Below are 15,892 nucleotides of genomic sequence, written 5' to 3'. Positions count from 1 at the left end.
TATCTTAAATTCAAAGCCTTTGGTAATGAATCCTTTTCGATGCTCTCAGTCCAGGGCTAAGACTGCTTTTTCAGCACATTTTTCTCCGTCGATAGCTGCAGAAACAATTCCGCCGGCATAGCCTGCACCTTCCCCGCAGGGGTACAGTCCTTTGATCTGTACGTGCTCAAGCGTAGCAGGATTCCGCGGGATACGAACGGGTGAGGAGGTACGGGATTCGGTGGCGTGTACCACGGCTTCATTGGTAAAATAACCTTTCATGCTTTTGCCGAATTCCACAAATCCCTTCTGAAGACTTTTGTACACAAAACCGGGTAATACCTCTCCCAGTTCTACGGAAGCGATCCCGGGTTTATAGGAAGTTTCGGGTAAAGAAGCCGATACTTTCCCGTTGCTGAAATCCACTAACCGCTGTGCCGGAGCTGTTTGTGTTTTTCCTCCTGCAAGCCATGCCTTCTGCTCTACCTCCTGCTGAAACTTAAGGGCTGCCAGGGGTGAGGTCCCAAAAATGGCAAAATCTGTCGGCTTTATTTCCACTACTATTCCGGAGTTGGCCGTTGCCTGATCCCTCTTACTGGGTGACCAGCCATTGGTAACGATCTCTCCCGGAGAGGTCGCACAGGGCGCGATGATCCCGCCGGGGCACATACAAAAGGAATAAACTCCTCTTCCTTCCACCTGTTTTACGATACTATAGGAAGACGGAGGTAGAAATTCCCCTCTGTCTGTCGTACAATGATACTGGATACGGTCTATCAGATCCTGCGGATGCTCCACCCTTACTCCAAGGGCAAATGGTTTGGCCTCAATATATATGTTCTTTTCGTAGAGCAAATTAAAAATATCCCTCGCCGAATGACCGGTGGCTAAAATGACTTTTTTGGCTGCCATTTTTCGGCCGTCCATTAAGGTCACTCCTGTAACTTCTTCATTTTTGATCAGCAGGTCTGTCACCCTGGAATTAAACAGCACCTCTCCGCCATGCTCCAGAATAGTTTTTGTAATATCCTGGATGATCCCTGGTAATTTATTGGTCCCGATATGTGGATGTGCCTCCACCAGGATCTGATCTGTCGCACCAAAAGCCACCAGGAGTTCCAGAATGCGGTTTACATCTCCTCTTTTTTTACTTCGGGTGTATAGTTTCCCGTCAGAATAAGTTCCGGCGCCGCCTTCTCCAAAGCAGTAGTTGGAATCTTCATTTACCACGTGTTCAATATTCAGCTTTTTAAGATCCCTGCGGCGGGCGCGAACATCCTTGCCTCTTTCAATGACAATTGGTTTTTTCCCCAGCTCCATACAGCGCAGTGCAGCAAATAAGCCGGCAGGACCCGCTCCTACTATGATCACTTCTTCGGAATTAGAAACATCTTTATACTCCGGCCGATTTATCTTTTCCTTGCTGAAATCCTCCTGCAGAAAGACCTGCACCTTAAGGTTCACCTTAATATTTCTCTGCCGGGCATCAATACTCCTCTTCAGGACTTCAACGTGGGTAATTTCATTAAATGGCAGATTATACTGTCTTGCCACAAAATGTTTTACCGCTTCAGAATTGGCAGCAGTTTCGGGAGAGACCTGGAAAGAAAATTCTTTATGCATCAAACTTTATTAGCGGGTACAAATATAAGATTAAAGCTTTCGGAATTAAACACTTCAGAAAACACGATGATATACATCAAATTACATTTAATTCATTTTGCCCCTGTAAAAGCTTTTTAGGCATTCGTAACTCATTAAATAATAGAAAATTCAGGAATAATTTGCAAATTAGCAACAGGATCCCTCCTTTTTCTAATCGCTTTAAAATGAAAAATCTCAAATTACTTTTTATTAGTCTTTTTATAGTTTGTGAGTCTCTTAGCGGGCAAACCACCACCCAAAACGAAATTTCAGCTTCTAATTATCCCGAAGCGCCCGATGTGATGCAGAAAGATTCTGTCTTGAGCATTCACGACCATGTTCGTAAAGATCCCTATTTCTGGATGCGGCTTACCGATGAACAAAAGATAGCGAAACAGCCTGATGAGCAAACCCGAAAAGTGATTGAATACCTGAATGCCGAAAATGCCTATACCGACACAGTGATGGCGGACACAAAGCAGTTGCAGGAAAAGCTTTTTCAGGAAATTACAGGTCGTATAAAACAAACAGATGAGTCTGTTCCCTATTTTAAAAATGGATATTGGTATTATACCCGTTATGAGGAGGGAAAGGAATATCCCATCTACGCCCGGAAAAAGGGCAGCATGGATACAAAAGAGCAAATTCTTATCAACGCCAATGAAAGAGCCCAAGGTCACGATTATTACGCGGTAAGTGGACTACAGGTGAGCCCGGACAATAAGATCCTGGCATTTGGCGAGGATACTTTAAGCCGAAGGGTTTATCATATTCAATTCCTGAACCTCGAGACCGGAGAACTGCTAAAGGATAAGCTGGAAAATACCACCGGCGGCGGAGCCTGGGCCAATGATAACGAAACATACTTCTACACTACCAAGAACAAGGTTTCATTGCTTTCAGAGAAGATCTTCCGCCATACTCTGGGCGAGGAGCATGCAAAGGATAAGCTGATGTATAATGAAAAAGATCCATCTTTTTATATTGGAGTCGGCAAGTCAAAATCTGATGAATACATCATGATCTACACCGGAAGTACTCTAACTAATGATTATCACATCCTGAACGCAGATGAACCAAACGGGGATTTCGTGCAGTTCACTCCCCGCGAAGAAGGTCTGGAGTACAATATTGATCATTATGAAGACAAATTTTATGTGGTAACCAACCTGGATGCACAGAACTTCAGGCTTATGGAAACTCCCGAAACGGCAACTGCAAAGGAGAACTGGGTGGAAGTGATTCCTCACCGGGAGAATGTGCTGTTGCAGGGAATTGAAGTGTTTGATAACTATTTAGTGGTGAACGAAAGAGGAAATGCACTGACTCAAATGCGAATTATTGATCAAAAAACAAAAGATGAACATTATTTAAAATTTGAAGAACCGGCTTATGTGGCATCTTTCTCAATAAATCCCGAATTCGAAACTAATAAACTACGATACATCTATTCTTCTTTTACCACGCCTATGTCTACTATAGAATACAACATGGAAACGAAGGAGAAGGAAGTTCTAAAGGTTCAGGAAGTAGTTGGAGGTCATGACCCGGAAGAATATATCACCGAGAGATTCTTTGCCGAAGCCAGGGATGGAGCAAAGGTGCCTGTGACTGTGGTTTATAAGAAAACAACTCAAAAGAGTGCCGACACTCCCTTGCTGTTATACGCCTACGGTTCTTATGGATCTTCCATGGATCCTTATTTCAATTCGGCCCGGTTAAGTCTTCTTGACCGCGGTTTCATCTTCGCCACCGCTCATGTGCGCGGAGGGCAAGACATGGGGCGGCAGTGGTATGAAGAAGGGAAGATGTTCAAAAAGAAAAATACCTTTACCGACTTTATTGATGTGGCCGAACACCTTATTCAGGACAATTACACTTCTCCCGATCATCTTTATGCAATGGGCGGGAGTGCCGGCGGATTGCTTATGGGTGCCGTAGTCAACATGGCGCCCGAAAAATTTAACGGAGTCATTGCCGGAGTTCCTTTTGTGGACGTGGTCTCAACCATGCTGGATGAAAGCATTCCACTCACTACCAACGAATTTGATGAATGGGGAAATCCAAAGAATAAAGCCAGTTATGAATATATGCTGTCTTACTCTCCTTATGATAATGTGACAGCCCAGGAATACCCTCACATGCTGGTTACAACCGGCCTGTTCGATTCACAGGTGCAGTATTGGGAACCTGCAAAATGGGTAGCCAAATTGCGGGATAAGAAAGCCGATGATAACCTGCTCCTTTTGCATACCAACATGGAAGCCGGTCATGGCGGAGCATCAGGAAGATTTGCACGCTACCGTGAAACAGCACTGGAATATGCTTTTCTTCTGAAGCTGGAAGGAATAGAAGAATAAATAAAATGGTTTCTACGGAATTACTCTGCAGAAACCATTATCTCATCCAATTCATAAACCCCATTATAATAAGGAAGATCACTTCCCGTATACCTGAAGGCAACATATCCTTTTCCGGTTGCGCAGGAAAGATCCACCTGTCCGGAAGACATCCAGTCGCCAAAGAAATCATTGTTCTGCGCGATATATGCTGCAGACAGGATCTGCCAGTCGGCTTTTAGAAGGTTCTCTTCAAGACCATCCCAATCGGTAGAAATAAGAACATCCAAAAAGCTGCCATTGGCAAAACTTGTCGAGGTTTTAAAGCTGAGCACTTCGCCGCTATTGGTATCAAAATTTATTCTCGGAGTGATCAACCAGCTGATGCTACGGGAATCTCCGGAACCCGCCGGTCTCATTCTTGCCGATCTTCCCAGTGAGGCATTGGCTCCCGTAGCGGTATAGGCTTCCCAGGGTCTGGATCCCTCCTGTACGATATTTTTCCAGCCCTTGCCATCTACCGGTTTGTTGTTCTTCTGACCGGTAAAATCATCTTCAAAAAGTATTTTGTTCCCCGTTGCAGCGGCAAGTCCGCAGGTAAACTCCTTAGGATCGCATCTGCTGTTTCCCGTAAACTTAACATCTGCGGGCGAATTAAGGTAGATGGTATAGAATTTATCATAGTAGTCACGGGTAAGTATCCCCTGCAGACTCCCCATACCGGCAGGAAGTTTTAAACTGCTAAAATCTGAATAAGTGCTGGTACTGAGAATAAACGGGAAGTCTCCCGTACAGCTTTCTACCAGTCTTTCCCCGTCGTATTGATCATTATCTTCGGAAGCATAGGTGAAAACCTTATGTGGCCCCACCAGCATTTTATTGAACTGCACATCGTCCAGCTTTACATAAAGGTTTTTCAGTCGGTCATTAAAATCAGCTGCTTTAATGGATTTAGGAGTGATTGTCGCTACTTCTGCGTCTCTTGTGATATGAACTGCGACTCTCGACTGCGGAATATTAGCTATCTGTTTTCCCTGAACGACTCCCAGAGTTGGCACTCCGTTAGCATCTCCCAGACTCAAGCCTTTTAAATTGACATAGATTTTTCTGCCAAAATTGTAAAACTGGTAGTAAGAGTTCATATCCAGCTTTATATTTACTCCCGCTTTTGGATCTTTTTTTTGATCCTGCACCACCAGCTCTTTATAAAAATTCCCTGCTTCATCACTGGAGACCACATAGGCTTCGAAGATCAGGTCTTTGTCAAAAGTGACCACCTCTCCTTTATTCTGATAAAAGATCCCTAGAATTGCATCCAGGTCTGTATTCGTCAACACCGAAAGATCGGCTGCAGCATCAGAATTCTGCACATCATCTTCGGGTGCACAGGAGAACAGAAGCATAAGGCTGAGGAAGTAAGTATATTTTTTCATATTAGAATCTGTAATAAACATGAGCATAATAGGTAGTACCGGGACCAAACCAGTATTTCGAACTGAAAAGAGGCTTTTCTCTTTCGGCATCTGCTTTGAGGAGCGTGTAATTTACATTTCGGGATTGTTCGTATCCTCCGGTCTTATAGGCCGCATTCAGGATATTATTTAAGCTTCCGAAGAAACCGACATATCTGTTCTTAAGACGCCAGGATTTCCCGCCCACCATGTTGACCAGCATATAACTTTCAAATTCTTCCTGCTCTAAAAGTTTTGCTGCCGCCTTTTCATCATAAGCCAGTAGGGGGAGATTATCAATATCTGTAGAAAAATTCCTTGTCCTGGTGAGGGGTGCAATGTCAACAAATGCTTTGGAAAAATGATTTGCCGAAGCAGAGATCCACCAGTATGCAGGATCTCTGTATTCTAATCCCAGCTGCACTGCCTGTTGGGGGCCGCCGGGGAGTCTGTAATCCTTTAATGCGGCTTTCCCCATTCTTCTTAATTCCACAAAATCATCTGAAGTGAGGTAAAGTTCAGGATTAGTATAGTAAAGATACTTGCCCGAAGAGCCTGCGGTTTTTAATTTAATGGTCGTAGTGACCGGCACTTCAAGACCAAATTCAATTCCGGCATGCCTTTTTCCAATTCCTGAAAGCACTTCCTGGACGAAAGCAGTTGAACCTTCTCTCCCTCCACCTGAAAGCCCGTCGGCATAATAAAAAGAGACTTCTGTAGCATCTTCAAAAAGGCCATAAAATCCGGTAATTCTTCCCGTAAGAAAAGGTGACCGAATGATATATCCCCCATCTGCCGTAATGATCGTCTCGTTCTTCAGTCCTATAACAGTCTCATTATTTTGCCGGGCATTCGAAAAGGAATTCCGGAGTGTAGGAGGTTTGGTGATATGACTAGCATTAAAATTCAGCAGATGCCTTCCGGTAATTTTATAAGTGAATCCAGATTTGATTCCGTAGGTTACAAATTGCAGCTCCTCCCCCTTGTCCATTGAATTTTCAGGAAAATTTCCATTTAGAAAATGCCCGTCCCTTTGATAAGCAGTTCCCGATAGTTCTCCCGCCACATAGCCGTCTATTTTCCTGCTACTGATTTCCGCCTGCAGAAAACCGCCTGCACTTTGGGCTAACAGATCATAATGGTATTTGAAAATGTCATTTTCGGCTACCCTTCTATTTGGATTATTAAGATCATTTTGAGCGGCCGATCCTTCTGAAAAAACATCTACATCCAGGAAAAATGGCGCTCCAAACAGATCGAGTACAGATGCAAAATTCTCACTTTTGAGATAACGGGAATTTATTCCTCCGTTGAAAACAAGATTCCTGTTTGCTAAATATCTGAAATTGGAATTTGCAGTAAGCTGCCGGTCATCTGTGCGGTCTTCGTAAAGCGCATAAATAGCATTGCCCCCAGAAGCGGCAGCCGTTTGATTAGCAGTATATAGATTCTCCCAATTGAGCTGTCCATTCTTAACGAAATCCCGCTCGGCCAGGTAAGCGGACTGGTAGTCGGGTCTGTTTTCAAACCTCAGAAAATAGGATGGGAGTTTCTGATAATATGCAGGATCAGGGTTACTTCCTCCTCCCAACAGGATCTCAGCTCCATATGCGTCTGTGTAATTTCTGCTCCCTCCATAATCAATCCTGCTGTTGCCGGTTTTACCAAACTGGTAGGCAAAATTCGAGTTGATCTCTAATTTCTCATTTGCCTTCCAGTAATGGTTTACCATTAGAACAGGTTCAGCGACTTCTTTTAAGCGCGAATTCCTGATCTTCCCATCCTGAAAACCCCAGTACGAATTATACCGCTCTCCCCTGAGTTCATATACTTCCTGAGTATTTGGTGAATTCTTACCCCGAATATTGGGTGTGTAAAAGGCGGTGAAGTTGAGGCTATGGGAGTCATTAAATTTTTTCTCTACAGATGTAAAGAAAGAATTTGCATCATAGGTACTTCCTTCCATATAACTCTCTTCGGCAAACCTTTTTGCTGCTGAAACTGAGTATGCCCAGCCTGAAGCCAGGATTCCGCTGTGATAGCTGGCCATTGCTCTGCCCGAATAGCTGCGATTTGCTACTGCGTACGAAAATTTCCCGCCATTGGCATATTGAGCTGCTCTCATAATAATATTCGTGGTACCGGCCGGACCTCCAAAAGAGACTTCTGAAGGTGAAGAACCCATAGAAAACACCTGGTTACGCTGCACATCATTCAATCCACCCCAGTTGCTCCACACGGGTCTACCGTTAAAGAATTTGTTCATTTCCACTCCGTTGATGAGCACTTTCCCCAATTCACTGTCGTAGCCTCTGGGTCTGAAAAAAGTGGAACTAAAATCGAATGCTGCAGCATTTAAAAACACATCCTTAGAGGCTTGAAGAAGACCTGAGATACTGGAATAACTTCCTTCTTCCTCATCGAGTTCATGATCTGCCAGGGAGATAATTGCGGTTTGCTGTTGTAATTCCGGCAGATTGGGCTCAAGGAATATTAATCCAAGATCAATATCTTCAGAAGAAATGTTGACCCGAAAATGCTTGTCAAAAAAGGCATTTTTGGATAGTGATACTATAACGGCACTTTGCGGAAGACCTTCAGAAAAAACAAAATTCCCTTCCCCGTCTGAAAGCTGCTCTAGGGATGTTCCGGAAATTTGGACCAATACCCCTGTCAATGGCTCCCCGGAATCTTCAGCTATTACTTTTCCTGAAAGAGTTTGACCCACTGCCGAAGCTGTGAAAAATAAAAGCGCAGGAAGTAACCCTCTCGCAAAAGAAAATTTTCTCATAAATCACTACAGGGGAGGCGATTAGCGCGCAATAATACGTTATTTATTCTATCTTTGATCCGCTTAAAATCATTTTTAACAAAATAAAAATCAGGTGGTTATAAAAAATATTGTCAGGCTCTGTTTAGGGATAATTCTTGGAACCTTAAATTCGGTAAACGCACAGCAAAAGGAGGATTATCAAGTGGCCAATATTGCTTTTTATAACCTAGAGAATCTCTACGACATTTTTGATGATCCCCTTATTTTTGACGACGACAGGACTCCTACAGGAAAAGACAGATGGACCGAAGAGGTCTATCAAAAAAAGCTGAACAACATGGCATTTGCCATAAGCAGGATTGGCCAGGAACATACCGGCGGGCCACCAGATATTCTCGGTGTTTGCGAAGTGGAAAATCTGCAGGTTCTGGAAGATCTCGTAAAAACACCACTTTTGGCACCTTATGGATATGATATCATACATTATGATTCCCCGGACAGAAGAGGCATAGACGTCGCATTGTTATATCGGAAAAAGATCTTTTCTCCTCAAAATTCTACTAAACATGAATTGGTTTTATATGATCCTAAAGTTCCGGACAACAGAATATACACCAGAGATCAACTGGTAGTAAGCGGAAACCTGGGAGGAGAACCAATTCACCTGCTGGTAAATCACTGGCCGTCGAGAAGCGGAGGTGAAAAACTGAGCAGCCATAAAAGAGAAAATGCAGCCCGTCTAAACCTGAAGATCACAGATTCCCTTCAAAGAATTGACCCCTATGCAAGGATCATTATAATGGGAGATTTTAACGATGATCCTCAAAATAAAAGTCTTCGGAAAGTACTTGGAGCTAAATCAAAAAAGGATCAGGTAGGATTAAAAGATTTCTATAATCCATATGCTGGAATGGCAAAAACAGGTGCGGGCAGTCTTGCTTACAGGGATAAATGGAACCTTTTCGACCAGATACTTGTCTCAAAATCTTTAATAGAAAAAGACCCTACAAAATTTACATTTTTCAGGGCCTATATTTTTAATGAGCCATTTTTGGTAACTCCCTCGGGGCAATACAAAGGTTACCCTTTCAGAAGCTTTGGCAGCACGGGATTCACCGATGGCTATAGTGACCACTTCCCCGTTTATATTCTTCTTGTTCGAAAGAACGATTAGAACCAGGCAGACCAGGGTATTCTGGACAACATAAAGATGAGTGCGATAGTATAAAAGATCGCAAGCGTCTTAAATTTTGGTCTTGAGGTAAGCTTCTTTTTATGTTTTGAATAACCAATAGTTATGAGGATCACAGCGAGGATCATCATTAGAGGGTGCTCAACAAGGTAAAGCCGTAAGGTAGAGTCTTTCATTACTCCTCCCATTCCAACCTGACCAAAAGCCTGAAAATATGGCGCTACGAAATAAAGAACTATCCCAATAAGCAGCTGAATATGAGTTGTAATAAGAGTAAAAAGCGCTAATCTGAAATCGGTAGCACCATAATCTTTTTTACTGGCTAGTCCAACAAAAGATAGTATTACAGTAATTATTAGAACCAGCACGACCAGATAGGCCCACCAGGAATGAATAAAAGAAACAGTTTCGTACATAATAAATTGGTTTATACGGGTAAAGATAGTTTTTTTGAATAAAAAAACCGCTCCCTGAGAAAGAGCGGTTTATTCTGGTTATTCAGAAACTGTTACCAGCGATTTTCTGCCTGAGGTCCTCCCCAGATAAGATTAGCCAGGTAAGGATTGTCAATAAATGGATTCCTGTTTCCCTGTGCAGTTTCTATCACATTGTTCCGCTGAATTTCAAAAGCTGAAACAGGGTCTTCTGCATTCCATTTAAGGAAAAGGTCAAGATTTCCAACCTTATTAAAGGTTTCTCCATATCTAATGTTTAGGTATAGAATCATTCTTGCAACATCTCCTTTCCATTCATCGCCCGGATACCAGCTGTTACCGTTGATAAGTTTTGCATCACCACTACCTTCAGTAAAGGGATAGTTAAGACGAGTGGAATTAATTTCGGAGTCTGCCACTCTCAAATGGTGAAGGTCTGTAACCGCATCTGCGCTACTCAAACGTGACTGAGGATATATATGTTCAGTATTAAAGGTCTGCGGTGAATAGCTATTGGAATCTGACCAGTATTCTTCCCAATATCTTGATTCCCCTGTGTACATAAGAATTACATTGTCAGGATTGTCCAGATCTTCGTCTGCATCATAAAGATAATTGTGACGCTGTCCATAAGAAAGAATGGTAGTATGAGCATCTATGGTGTAATCTGAAATGAGCACCAGGTTCAGATCCTTATCTGTAGTAACGAAAAAGTCACTGTAGTAGTCCTGAAGGTTTGCAGGGATACTAAAAGAAACTGACTCAACCACTGATACCGTAACAGTAGCGGTAGAACAGGTGGGATCTGGCGTGTCATCATCACACAGGCTATAGGTAAAGGTGTCATTCCCCGTAAACCCGACCATCGGAGTATAAGTTACAGTACCATCATCATTTAACTGAACACTACCGCTTCCTGTTGCTTCAACAGAAGTGATCTCTGCATCATCAATAACGGTGTCGTTATTCAGTAAGCTGCTTATAGTAATACTGGAAGTTCCAAGACTCATTACTACCTCATCATTGGCAGCTACGGGCGAACCTTCATCAATAACTGTAACTGTAATTGTTGCAGTGGAGCAGGTGGAAGTTTCGTGATCATTACATATGGTATATGTGAAACTGTCTTCCCCTGCAAAACCCTGAGCAGGAGTGTATTTTATTTTACCATCGCTTTGAAGTTCAACAGTTCCTTCAGTTTCCCCGGTTCCCGCAACAGAAACCACTCCATTTTCAGGAAATTGATCATTAGCCAAAAAGTTGGAGATCACTAAAACCTGGTCCTCCTGCGACTCATAAGAATCATCTACAGCCTCAACCGCAGCAGCCGTCACAGTGACAGTCACTGTAGCGTTTGAGCAGTTTTTAGGCGAGGCGTTGTCACACATAGTATATTCAAAAGTGTCTTCTCCCATAAAATCTGCGGGAGGTGTATATGTATAGGTGCCGTCACGGTTATCTACAACTGTTCCTCCTTTTGAGGTCTGAGCGTCAATCGCGGTAATCCGGGCAAAATCGAATACGGTATCATTGTCCAGCAGACCGCTGAAGGTTAAAGCAGTGTTCTCTGAAGTACTTAGTTCGTCATCAACAGCTACAGGCAATTCTACCTCAGGCTGTTTTGGTGGGGCTACTCCTCCCTCATCATCTTTACTGCAGCCGAGTATCATAACAGCGGCCAATAGAAATAGGATCTTCTTCATTAAAAAAATTTTTACCCGGAATTATTCCGTGTGATTTAAAGCACAAAAACCTCTTAACTTTAAGCTAAGAGGTTTCTGTTTTATATTTTTATATTACCCGGTCTATTGTACAGGAACCCATTCACCATTCTGTTTGATAAGGTGCATTTGTTCGATTGTATTAGTGCCGTTGTAGATGTCAAAGGTCATAAGGTATTTTTGACCTTCCTGTGCACCCGGTGCAACTTTTTCGTTCAACAGGATGTTGAAAGCTTCGATCAACATAGCGTCTGTCCACTGGTTGGCATTACCCGGTCTTCTGTCAAAGTTGTTATATCTCTTTGCGCTGGCAGCAGGTCCAGGATATGCTTCCATAAGTTCATCTCCAATCAAAGCATAATCGGAAGGAATTAAATTGTATACAATAGTATTATCTACTACCCAACCTGAACCTTCATGACCAAACTGTAGTGTTTGCTGAATTACACTTGGAATAAATTCCCACTCTCTGTCATTCTCATCATAAACGAAACTTGCGTAACGATCAACTGTAGCGCTTCCGTTGTAGTATTGATATTCCACAGAAACAAAATCACCCTCCTGAGCGTATGGGAAACGAGGCTCTAACCATCTTCCGATATAGAAACCTGCATCACCCTCACTACTGAAGTTATTGAATCTTTGACCGAAGTCAGTTCTGTAAATGTTCTCAGGCAATTCCAAAGGCATCATCCATCTTCCGTCACCATAAGCATATACATCTGTTACCATTATGGTATCTACAGTTGCAGTGGTATCAATTACATATTCCCCATCTGTAAGTATAACAGATTTAATAACAGAGCTTACAGATCCACTATAAGCTGCATAAGTTACATCAAACTGAGCTCCTTCTGTAGCATCAGGATATCTCTCCATTAGAATAACATTGATAGCCTCAAGGATCATTTCTTCGCTCCAATAGTTTGAACTTGTAGATCTTACATCGAAGCTGTTATATTGAGCAGCGTTTCCTGCAGGCCCTGGATAATCATCTCCAAGCTCAGTTCCAACAAGGTCATAATCATCGTTATCGAACTGGTAAGCAGTTCCACCGATCATTATATATTTTGAACCATCAAATTTAACATCCATAGTTTCTGTACCGGGACTTCCATCATAGATCCTGTAAGAAACCTGGTAAGTTTGCCCCTCAACATCAGGGAAATTCTCGCTAAGTACCACGTTAATGGCATCAAGGATCATTTCATTGCTCCAGTAAGCGCTTCTGCCTTCTCTTCTGTCAAAGTTGTTGTATTGCGCTGCACTGGAAGCCGGTGCCGGATAAGTATCCCCCAATTCTTCACCAATCAGGTTAAAATCATCATTTGTAATATCATATTCGATCTCAACTGCAACAGCCCTGTAAGTGAGCTTTACGTAATCGTTAGCTTCTGCCTGTGGAAATTTTGCACGGAGGAAGCTGGTAATTTGTGAGCTGCTTGTAAAGTAATTTGCATCAAGACCCATTGCGGTATAATCTGCATCAACTACTGTATACTCTTCAGGGTTGATAGGCGCATAAAGGTCAAAGGTAACCTGGGCAAGCGAGCCCTCTCCCCACACGGGAAATTTATCAGCCAATAGTTGCGGTATAAGATTACCCGCTTCTTCAAGAGAACTAAAGTTTCCAAATTGAAGATCAAGATCATCGTAATCATCGTCTGTGAGCGTATACTCAGCCATTCCTTCGATGGCACGGTTGTCCAGACGTGCATCCAGTTCGTCATGAATGTCTTCCATAGGCTCACAACTCGTAAGAGCAAAGCCCAGGAACATCATTAAGAAATAAATTGAATTTTTCATTTTTAATTTTTTTTAGAATTTAATTTTTGCACCTACGTTGAAGGTTCTTCCAAATCCGTAAAATACCCCATCGTTAACTCCACCACGGGCAATTGCAATGTAATCTGTATCCAATACGTTGTTTACGTTTCCAATCAACATGGCTTCAAAATCACCAAGATCAAACTTATGAGTCAAACCAACATCAAATAGTCCAAATTCCGGCAATTCCCATGACTGTCCAAGTTCTCTGGTACTTCTGGTTTCAGGATCAAATTGTGCATAAAGATCATCATAATAATTCCAGTCTGCACGTAAAGTAGTTCCTTCAAATACTTCCAGGTCTGCACCGGCCGCAAAAGTTGTTTGAGCAGATCCACCAACTTTTAGGTCGGCCACGTAAAGATTAATTGTTCTCACAATTTCCTGGTCTTCATTGTAAATATCAACACCAGTAATATCATTTTTCCATGTCCAGTCTCCTAATGATGCCATACCTGTTAAGGTAAGTCTCTCGAACGGACGGTAACTGAACTCAAGTTCAATACCCTGGTGAAGTGCATTTAATCCAAGAATGTTCGCAGATGCCGTTGTACCATCAGGTTGTTGGAATCTTTGTACAAAAGTTTTATCATTCCACTCTGTACGGTAAACATTCAAATCTGCCCTGAAGTTAGTGCTACGGTATCCATAACCAAGTTCTGCACTAAATATCTTCTGATTCTCTGCTCCTGCGTTGATATCGTTTCTAAAGTTAAGAAAAACAGCATTAGAGAAAGGAGCTTTTTCGAAATACCCAATGTTAGCAAAAATGTTGTTGTTGCTGTCTAAGTTATAGTTAGCCCCACCTTTTGCGCTATATCCAAAGAAATGCTGGTAATCTGTTTCCTGAAGCGGATCTGTATCAAGGTAGTTGAAGTAATCTTTTCTTTTATAAGAGGTATTCGACGCTGCAACGGTAACGAAAGCTGTAACAGCATCCTGGGAATACTCTGCCTGAGCAAATACTCCTTCCCATAAAACTGTTCCCACATCGTAGTAACTGATTTTGTCACCAACTCTCGCAGGATTTAGAGGATCATTTACATTAGAGTTATCCAAAACATATGCACCACCAAGAAGATCTGTAACCTCTGTAAAGTGCGATCCTTCATAATATCTAAAATCAAGACCTCCTGTAAATTCAACATTTGGAAGCACCATAGAGTTGATAGTAGAAAGAACACCATACCATGCGTGATCATTTCTTGAAGCTCTAAGATAAGTCTCAGCTCCCAAAGCTCCACGCTCCACATTCTCGTCTACGATCAAATCGAGGTTCAAGGGCTGAAGATAACCATCACGGTAAGGAGAAGGGCTGGTAGCGGTACCAAGACCAAACTTGTTTACTCCACCAAATCCACCACCACCTCCAGAACCAAAGGAAGCATAAGCAGATGTATTAACTTTTGTATCGTCAGAAATAGTCCAGTAATGATTCAAGGACATTTGAGGTTTGTGGTAGAAGTTATCCTCTACATGAACAACCTGTCCATTCTTGTAACCCCAGTCCTGGTTAAATCTTGTACCGCTTTCGCTGAATCTGTAGATTTCCATTGGCAAAGCGTTTTGACGCTGCCCGTGTCTTTGCTGTGCTCCAAAAGCAGTAAAAGACAACTCATGGCTCTTATTAAGTTCTTTAGCAATATTTATGAAGTAAGAAAACCCATCAAACTCAGTCCCATCGACATATCCATCTCCGCTTACTTTAGCACCTGAAACAGTAGCAGCCCAACCATTGTCCATTTTACCTGTTGAAACAGTGGCTGAAACTTTTTGATATCCATCATTTCCAAGAGAATAGAAAACACTCCCTCCTTCTTTGGCATCGGTAGTTCTTGTCACAATGTTAATAGTTCCTCCAATAGATGGAACAGCTACTTTTGAAGCTCCAAGACCTCTTTGTACCTGCATGAATCTGGTAACATCTGAAAGACCTGCCCAGTTACTCCAGTAAACACGACCGTTTTCCATGTCGTTTACAGGAATACCATTGATAAGTACTGCAATGTTCTCTGATTCAAAACCTCTAAGACGAATCTCTGAATCTCCAAATCCTCCACCTCCTTTAGTGGCATATACCCCCGGAGTAGATTTTAGAATTTCAGGAAATTCCTGGTTTCCTAATTCTGTTTCAATAGCTTCGGCTCTAATTGTAGAAACAGCAACCGGCGTTTTTCGATCTATCGCAATAGAATAAGTTGTAACGATGACCTCCTCCAGAGCATCTGCATCAGGAGCAAGGAGAATACGACCAAGGTCTATTGTTTGACGATTAGCCACAGTAAAAGGCACTCTTTTGGTTTCAAAACCTACGTAGCTAATTTCCAGGATACCACTGGTCCTGTCCACCTCAAGGCTGAATAATCCGCCAAAATCGGTCACAGTTCCGGTTGTTGTTCCCTCTACCCGCACGTTAGCTCCGGGAAGAGGCGCATCCATCTCAGAATCGATCACCGTACCGGTAACCACTCCTTGTGCAAAAATTGTAGCTGACGTCAAAAAGAACGCTAATGCTAAAAATTTCCTCATTGT

9 protein-coding genes are annotated in these 15,892 nt (G+C 42.5%); 2 read left to right on the top strand and 7 right to left on the bottom strand.

Translation table 11 applies throughout. The features are described from left to right. Positions 1–45 precede the first annotated feature (45 nt). Positions 46–1,602 carry an NAD(P)/FAD-dependent oxidoreductase gene (locus tag G564_RS0113740; protein WP_029038167.1) on the bottom strand — a complete coding sequence of 519 codons (1,557 nt, stop codon included), beginning with the start codon at positions 1,600–1,602 and terminating at the stop codon, positions 46–48. 206 nt (positions 1,603–1,808) lie between these two features. Here G564_RS0113740 and G564_RS0113735 point away from each other — a divergent pair, with 206 nt between their 5' ends. Continuing rightward, a complete protein-coding gene (locus tag G564_RS0113735) occupies positions 1,809–3,983 on the top strand; it encodes a S9 family peptidase (protein ID WP_029038166.1) in 2,175 nt (724 codons plus the stop codon). Between the two features lie 20 nt (positions 3,984–4,003). Here the strand turns inward: G564_RS0113735 and G564_RS0113730 are convergent, their stop codons facing one another. Together G564_RS0113730 and G564_RS0113725 are read right to left on the bottom strand one after the other, a co-directional pair. Beyond that, entirely contained in the window at positions 4,004–5,395 is a 1,392-nt protein-coding gene (locus G564_RS0113730) for a DUF5689 domain-containing protein (RefSeq protein WP_037374086.1), read from the bottom strand. Position 5,396: 1 nt separating this feature from the next. Continuing rightward, the gene (locus tag G564_RS0113725) at positions 5,397–8,204 is read right to left on the bottom strand and encodes a peptidase associated domain and porin domain-containing protein (RefSeq protein ID WP_029038164.1); all 2,808 of its coding nucleotides are present in this window, start codon (positions 8,202–8,204) and stop codon (positions 5,397–5,399) included. Between the two features lie 100 nt (positions 8,205–8,304). On the opposite strand from G564_RS0113725, the gene G564_RS0113720 reads away from it, so the two are divergent. Beyond that, positions 8,305–9,360 carry an endonuclease/exonuclease/phosphatase family protein gene (locus G564_RS0113720; protein ID WP_084625649.1) on the top strand — a complete coding sequence of 352 codons (1,056 nt, stop codon included), beginning with the start codon at positions 8,305–8,307 and terminating at the stop codon, positions 9,358–9,360. On the opposite strand, the gene G564_RS0113715 is transcribed toward G564_RS0113720, so the two are convergent. From G564_RS0113715 to G564_RS0113700, 4 genes are all read right to left on the bottom strand, one after another. Then, on the bottom strand, positions 9,357–9,794 hold the full coding sequence (locus G564_RS0113715; RefSeq protein ID WP_029038162.1) for a hypothetical protein: 438 nt from the start codon (positions 9,792–9,794) through the stop codon (positions 9,357–9,359). The two genes, G564_RS0113720 and G564_RS0113715, sit on opposite strands and share 4 nt — an antisense overlap. Before the next feature lie 92 nt (positions 9,795–9,886). After that, entirely contained in the window at positions 9,887–11,515 is a 1,629-nt protein-coding gene (locus G564_RS0113710; RefSeq protein ID WP_029038161.1) for an Ig-like domain-containing protein, read from the bottom strand. Between the two features lie 102 nt (positions 11,516–11,617). Beyond that, a complete protein-coding gene (locus G564_RS0113705; protein WP_029038160.1) occupies positions 11,618–13,339 on the bottom strand; it encodes a hypothetical protein in 1,722 nt (573 codons plus the stop codon). Between the two features lie 12 nt (positions 13,340–13,351). Further along, the gene (locus G564_RS0113700) at positions 13,352–15,889 is read right to left on the bottom strand and encodes a TonB-dependent receptor (RefSeq protein ID WP_029038159.1); all 2,538 of its coding nucleotides are present in this window, start codon (positions 15,887–15,889) and stop codon (positions 13,352–13,354) included. Between the last annotated feature and the right edge of the window lie 3 nt (positions 15,890–15,892).

Origin of the sequence: Salinimicrobium xinjiangense DSM 19287 (assembly GCF_000423585.1) — a bacterium.
GTDB lineage: Bacteria > Bacteroidota > Bacteroidia > Flavobacteriales > Flavobacteriaceae > Salinimicrobium > Salinimicrobium xinjiangense.
This window is presented reverse-complemented; position numbering and strand designations above follow the sequence as displayed.

Bases quoted from the DNA above. Each gene is read 5' to 3' on its own strand.
- G564_RS0113740 (WP_029038167.1), bottom strand. From the start codon at position 1,602: ATGCATAAAGAATTTTCTTTCCAGGTCTCTCCCGAAACTGCTGCCAAT.
- G564_RS0113735 (WP_029038166.1), top strand. From the start codon at position 1,809: ATGAAAAATCTCAAATTACTTTTTATTAGTCTTTTTATAGTTTGTGAG.
- G564_RS0113730 (WP_037374086.1), bottom strand. From the start codon at position 5,395: ATGAAAAAATATACTTACTTCCTCAGCCTTATGCTTCTGTTCTCCTGT.
- G564_RS0113725 (WP_029038164.1), bottom strand. From the start codon at position 8,204: ATGAGAAAATTTTCTTTTGCGAGAGGGTTACTTCCTGCGCTTTTATTT.
- G564_RS0113715 (WP_029038162.1), bottom strand. From the start codon at position 9,794: ATGTACGAAACTGTTTCTTTTATTCATTCCTGGTGGGCCTATCTGGTC.
- G564_RS0113710 (WP_029038161.1), bottom strand. From the start codon at position 11,515: ATGAAGAAGATCCTATTTCTATTGGCCGCTGTTATGATACTCGGCTGC.
- G564_RS0113705 (WP_029038160.1), bottom strand. From the start codon at position 13,339: ATGAAAAATTCAATTTATTTCTTAATGATGTTCCTGGGCTTTGCTCTT.
- G564_RS0113700 (WP_029038159.1), bottom strand. From the start codon at position 15,889: ATGAGGAAATTTTTAGCATTAGCGTTCTTTTTGACGTCAGCTACAATT.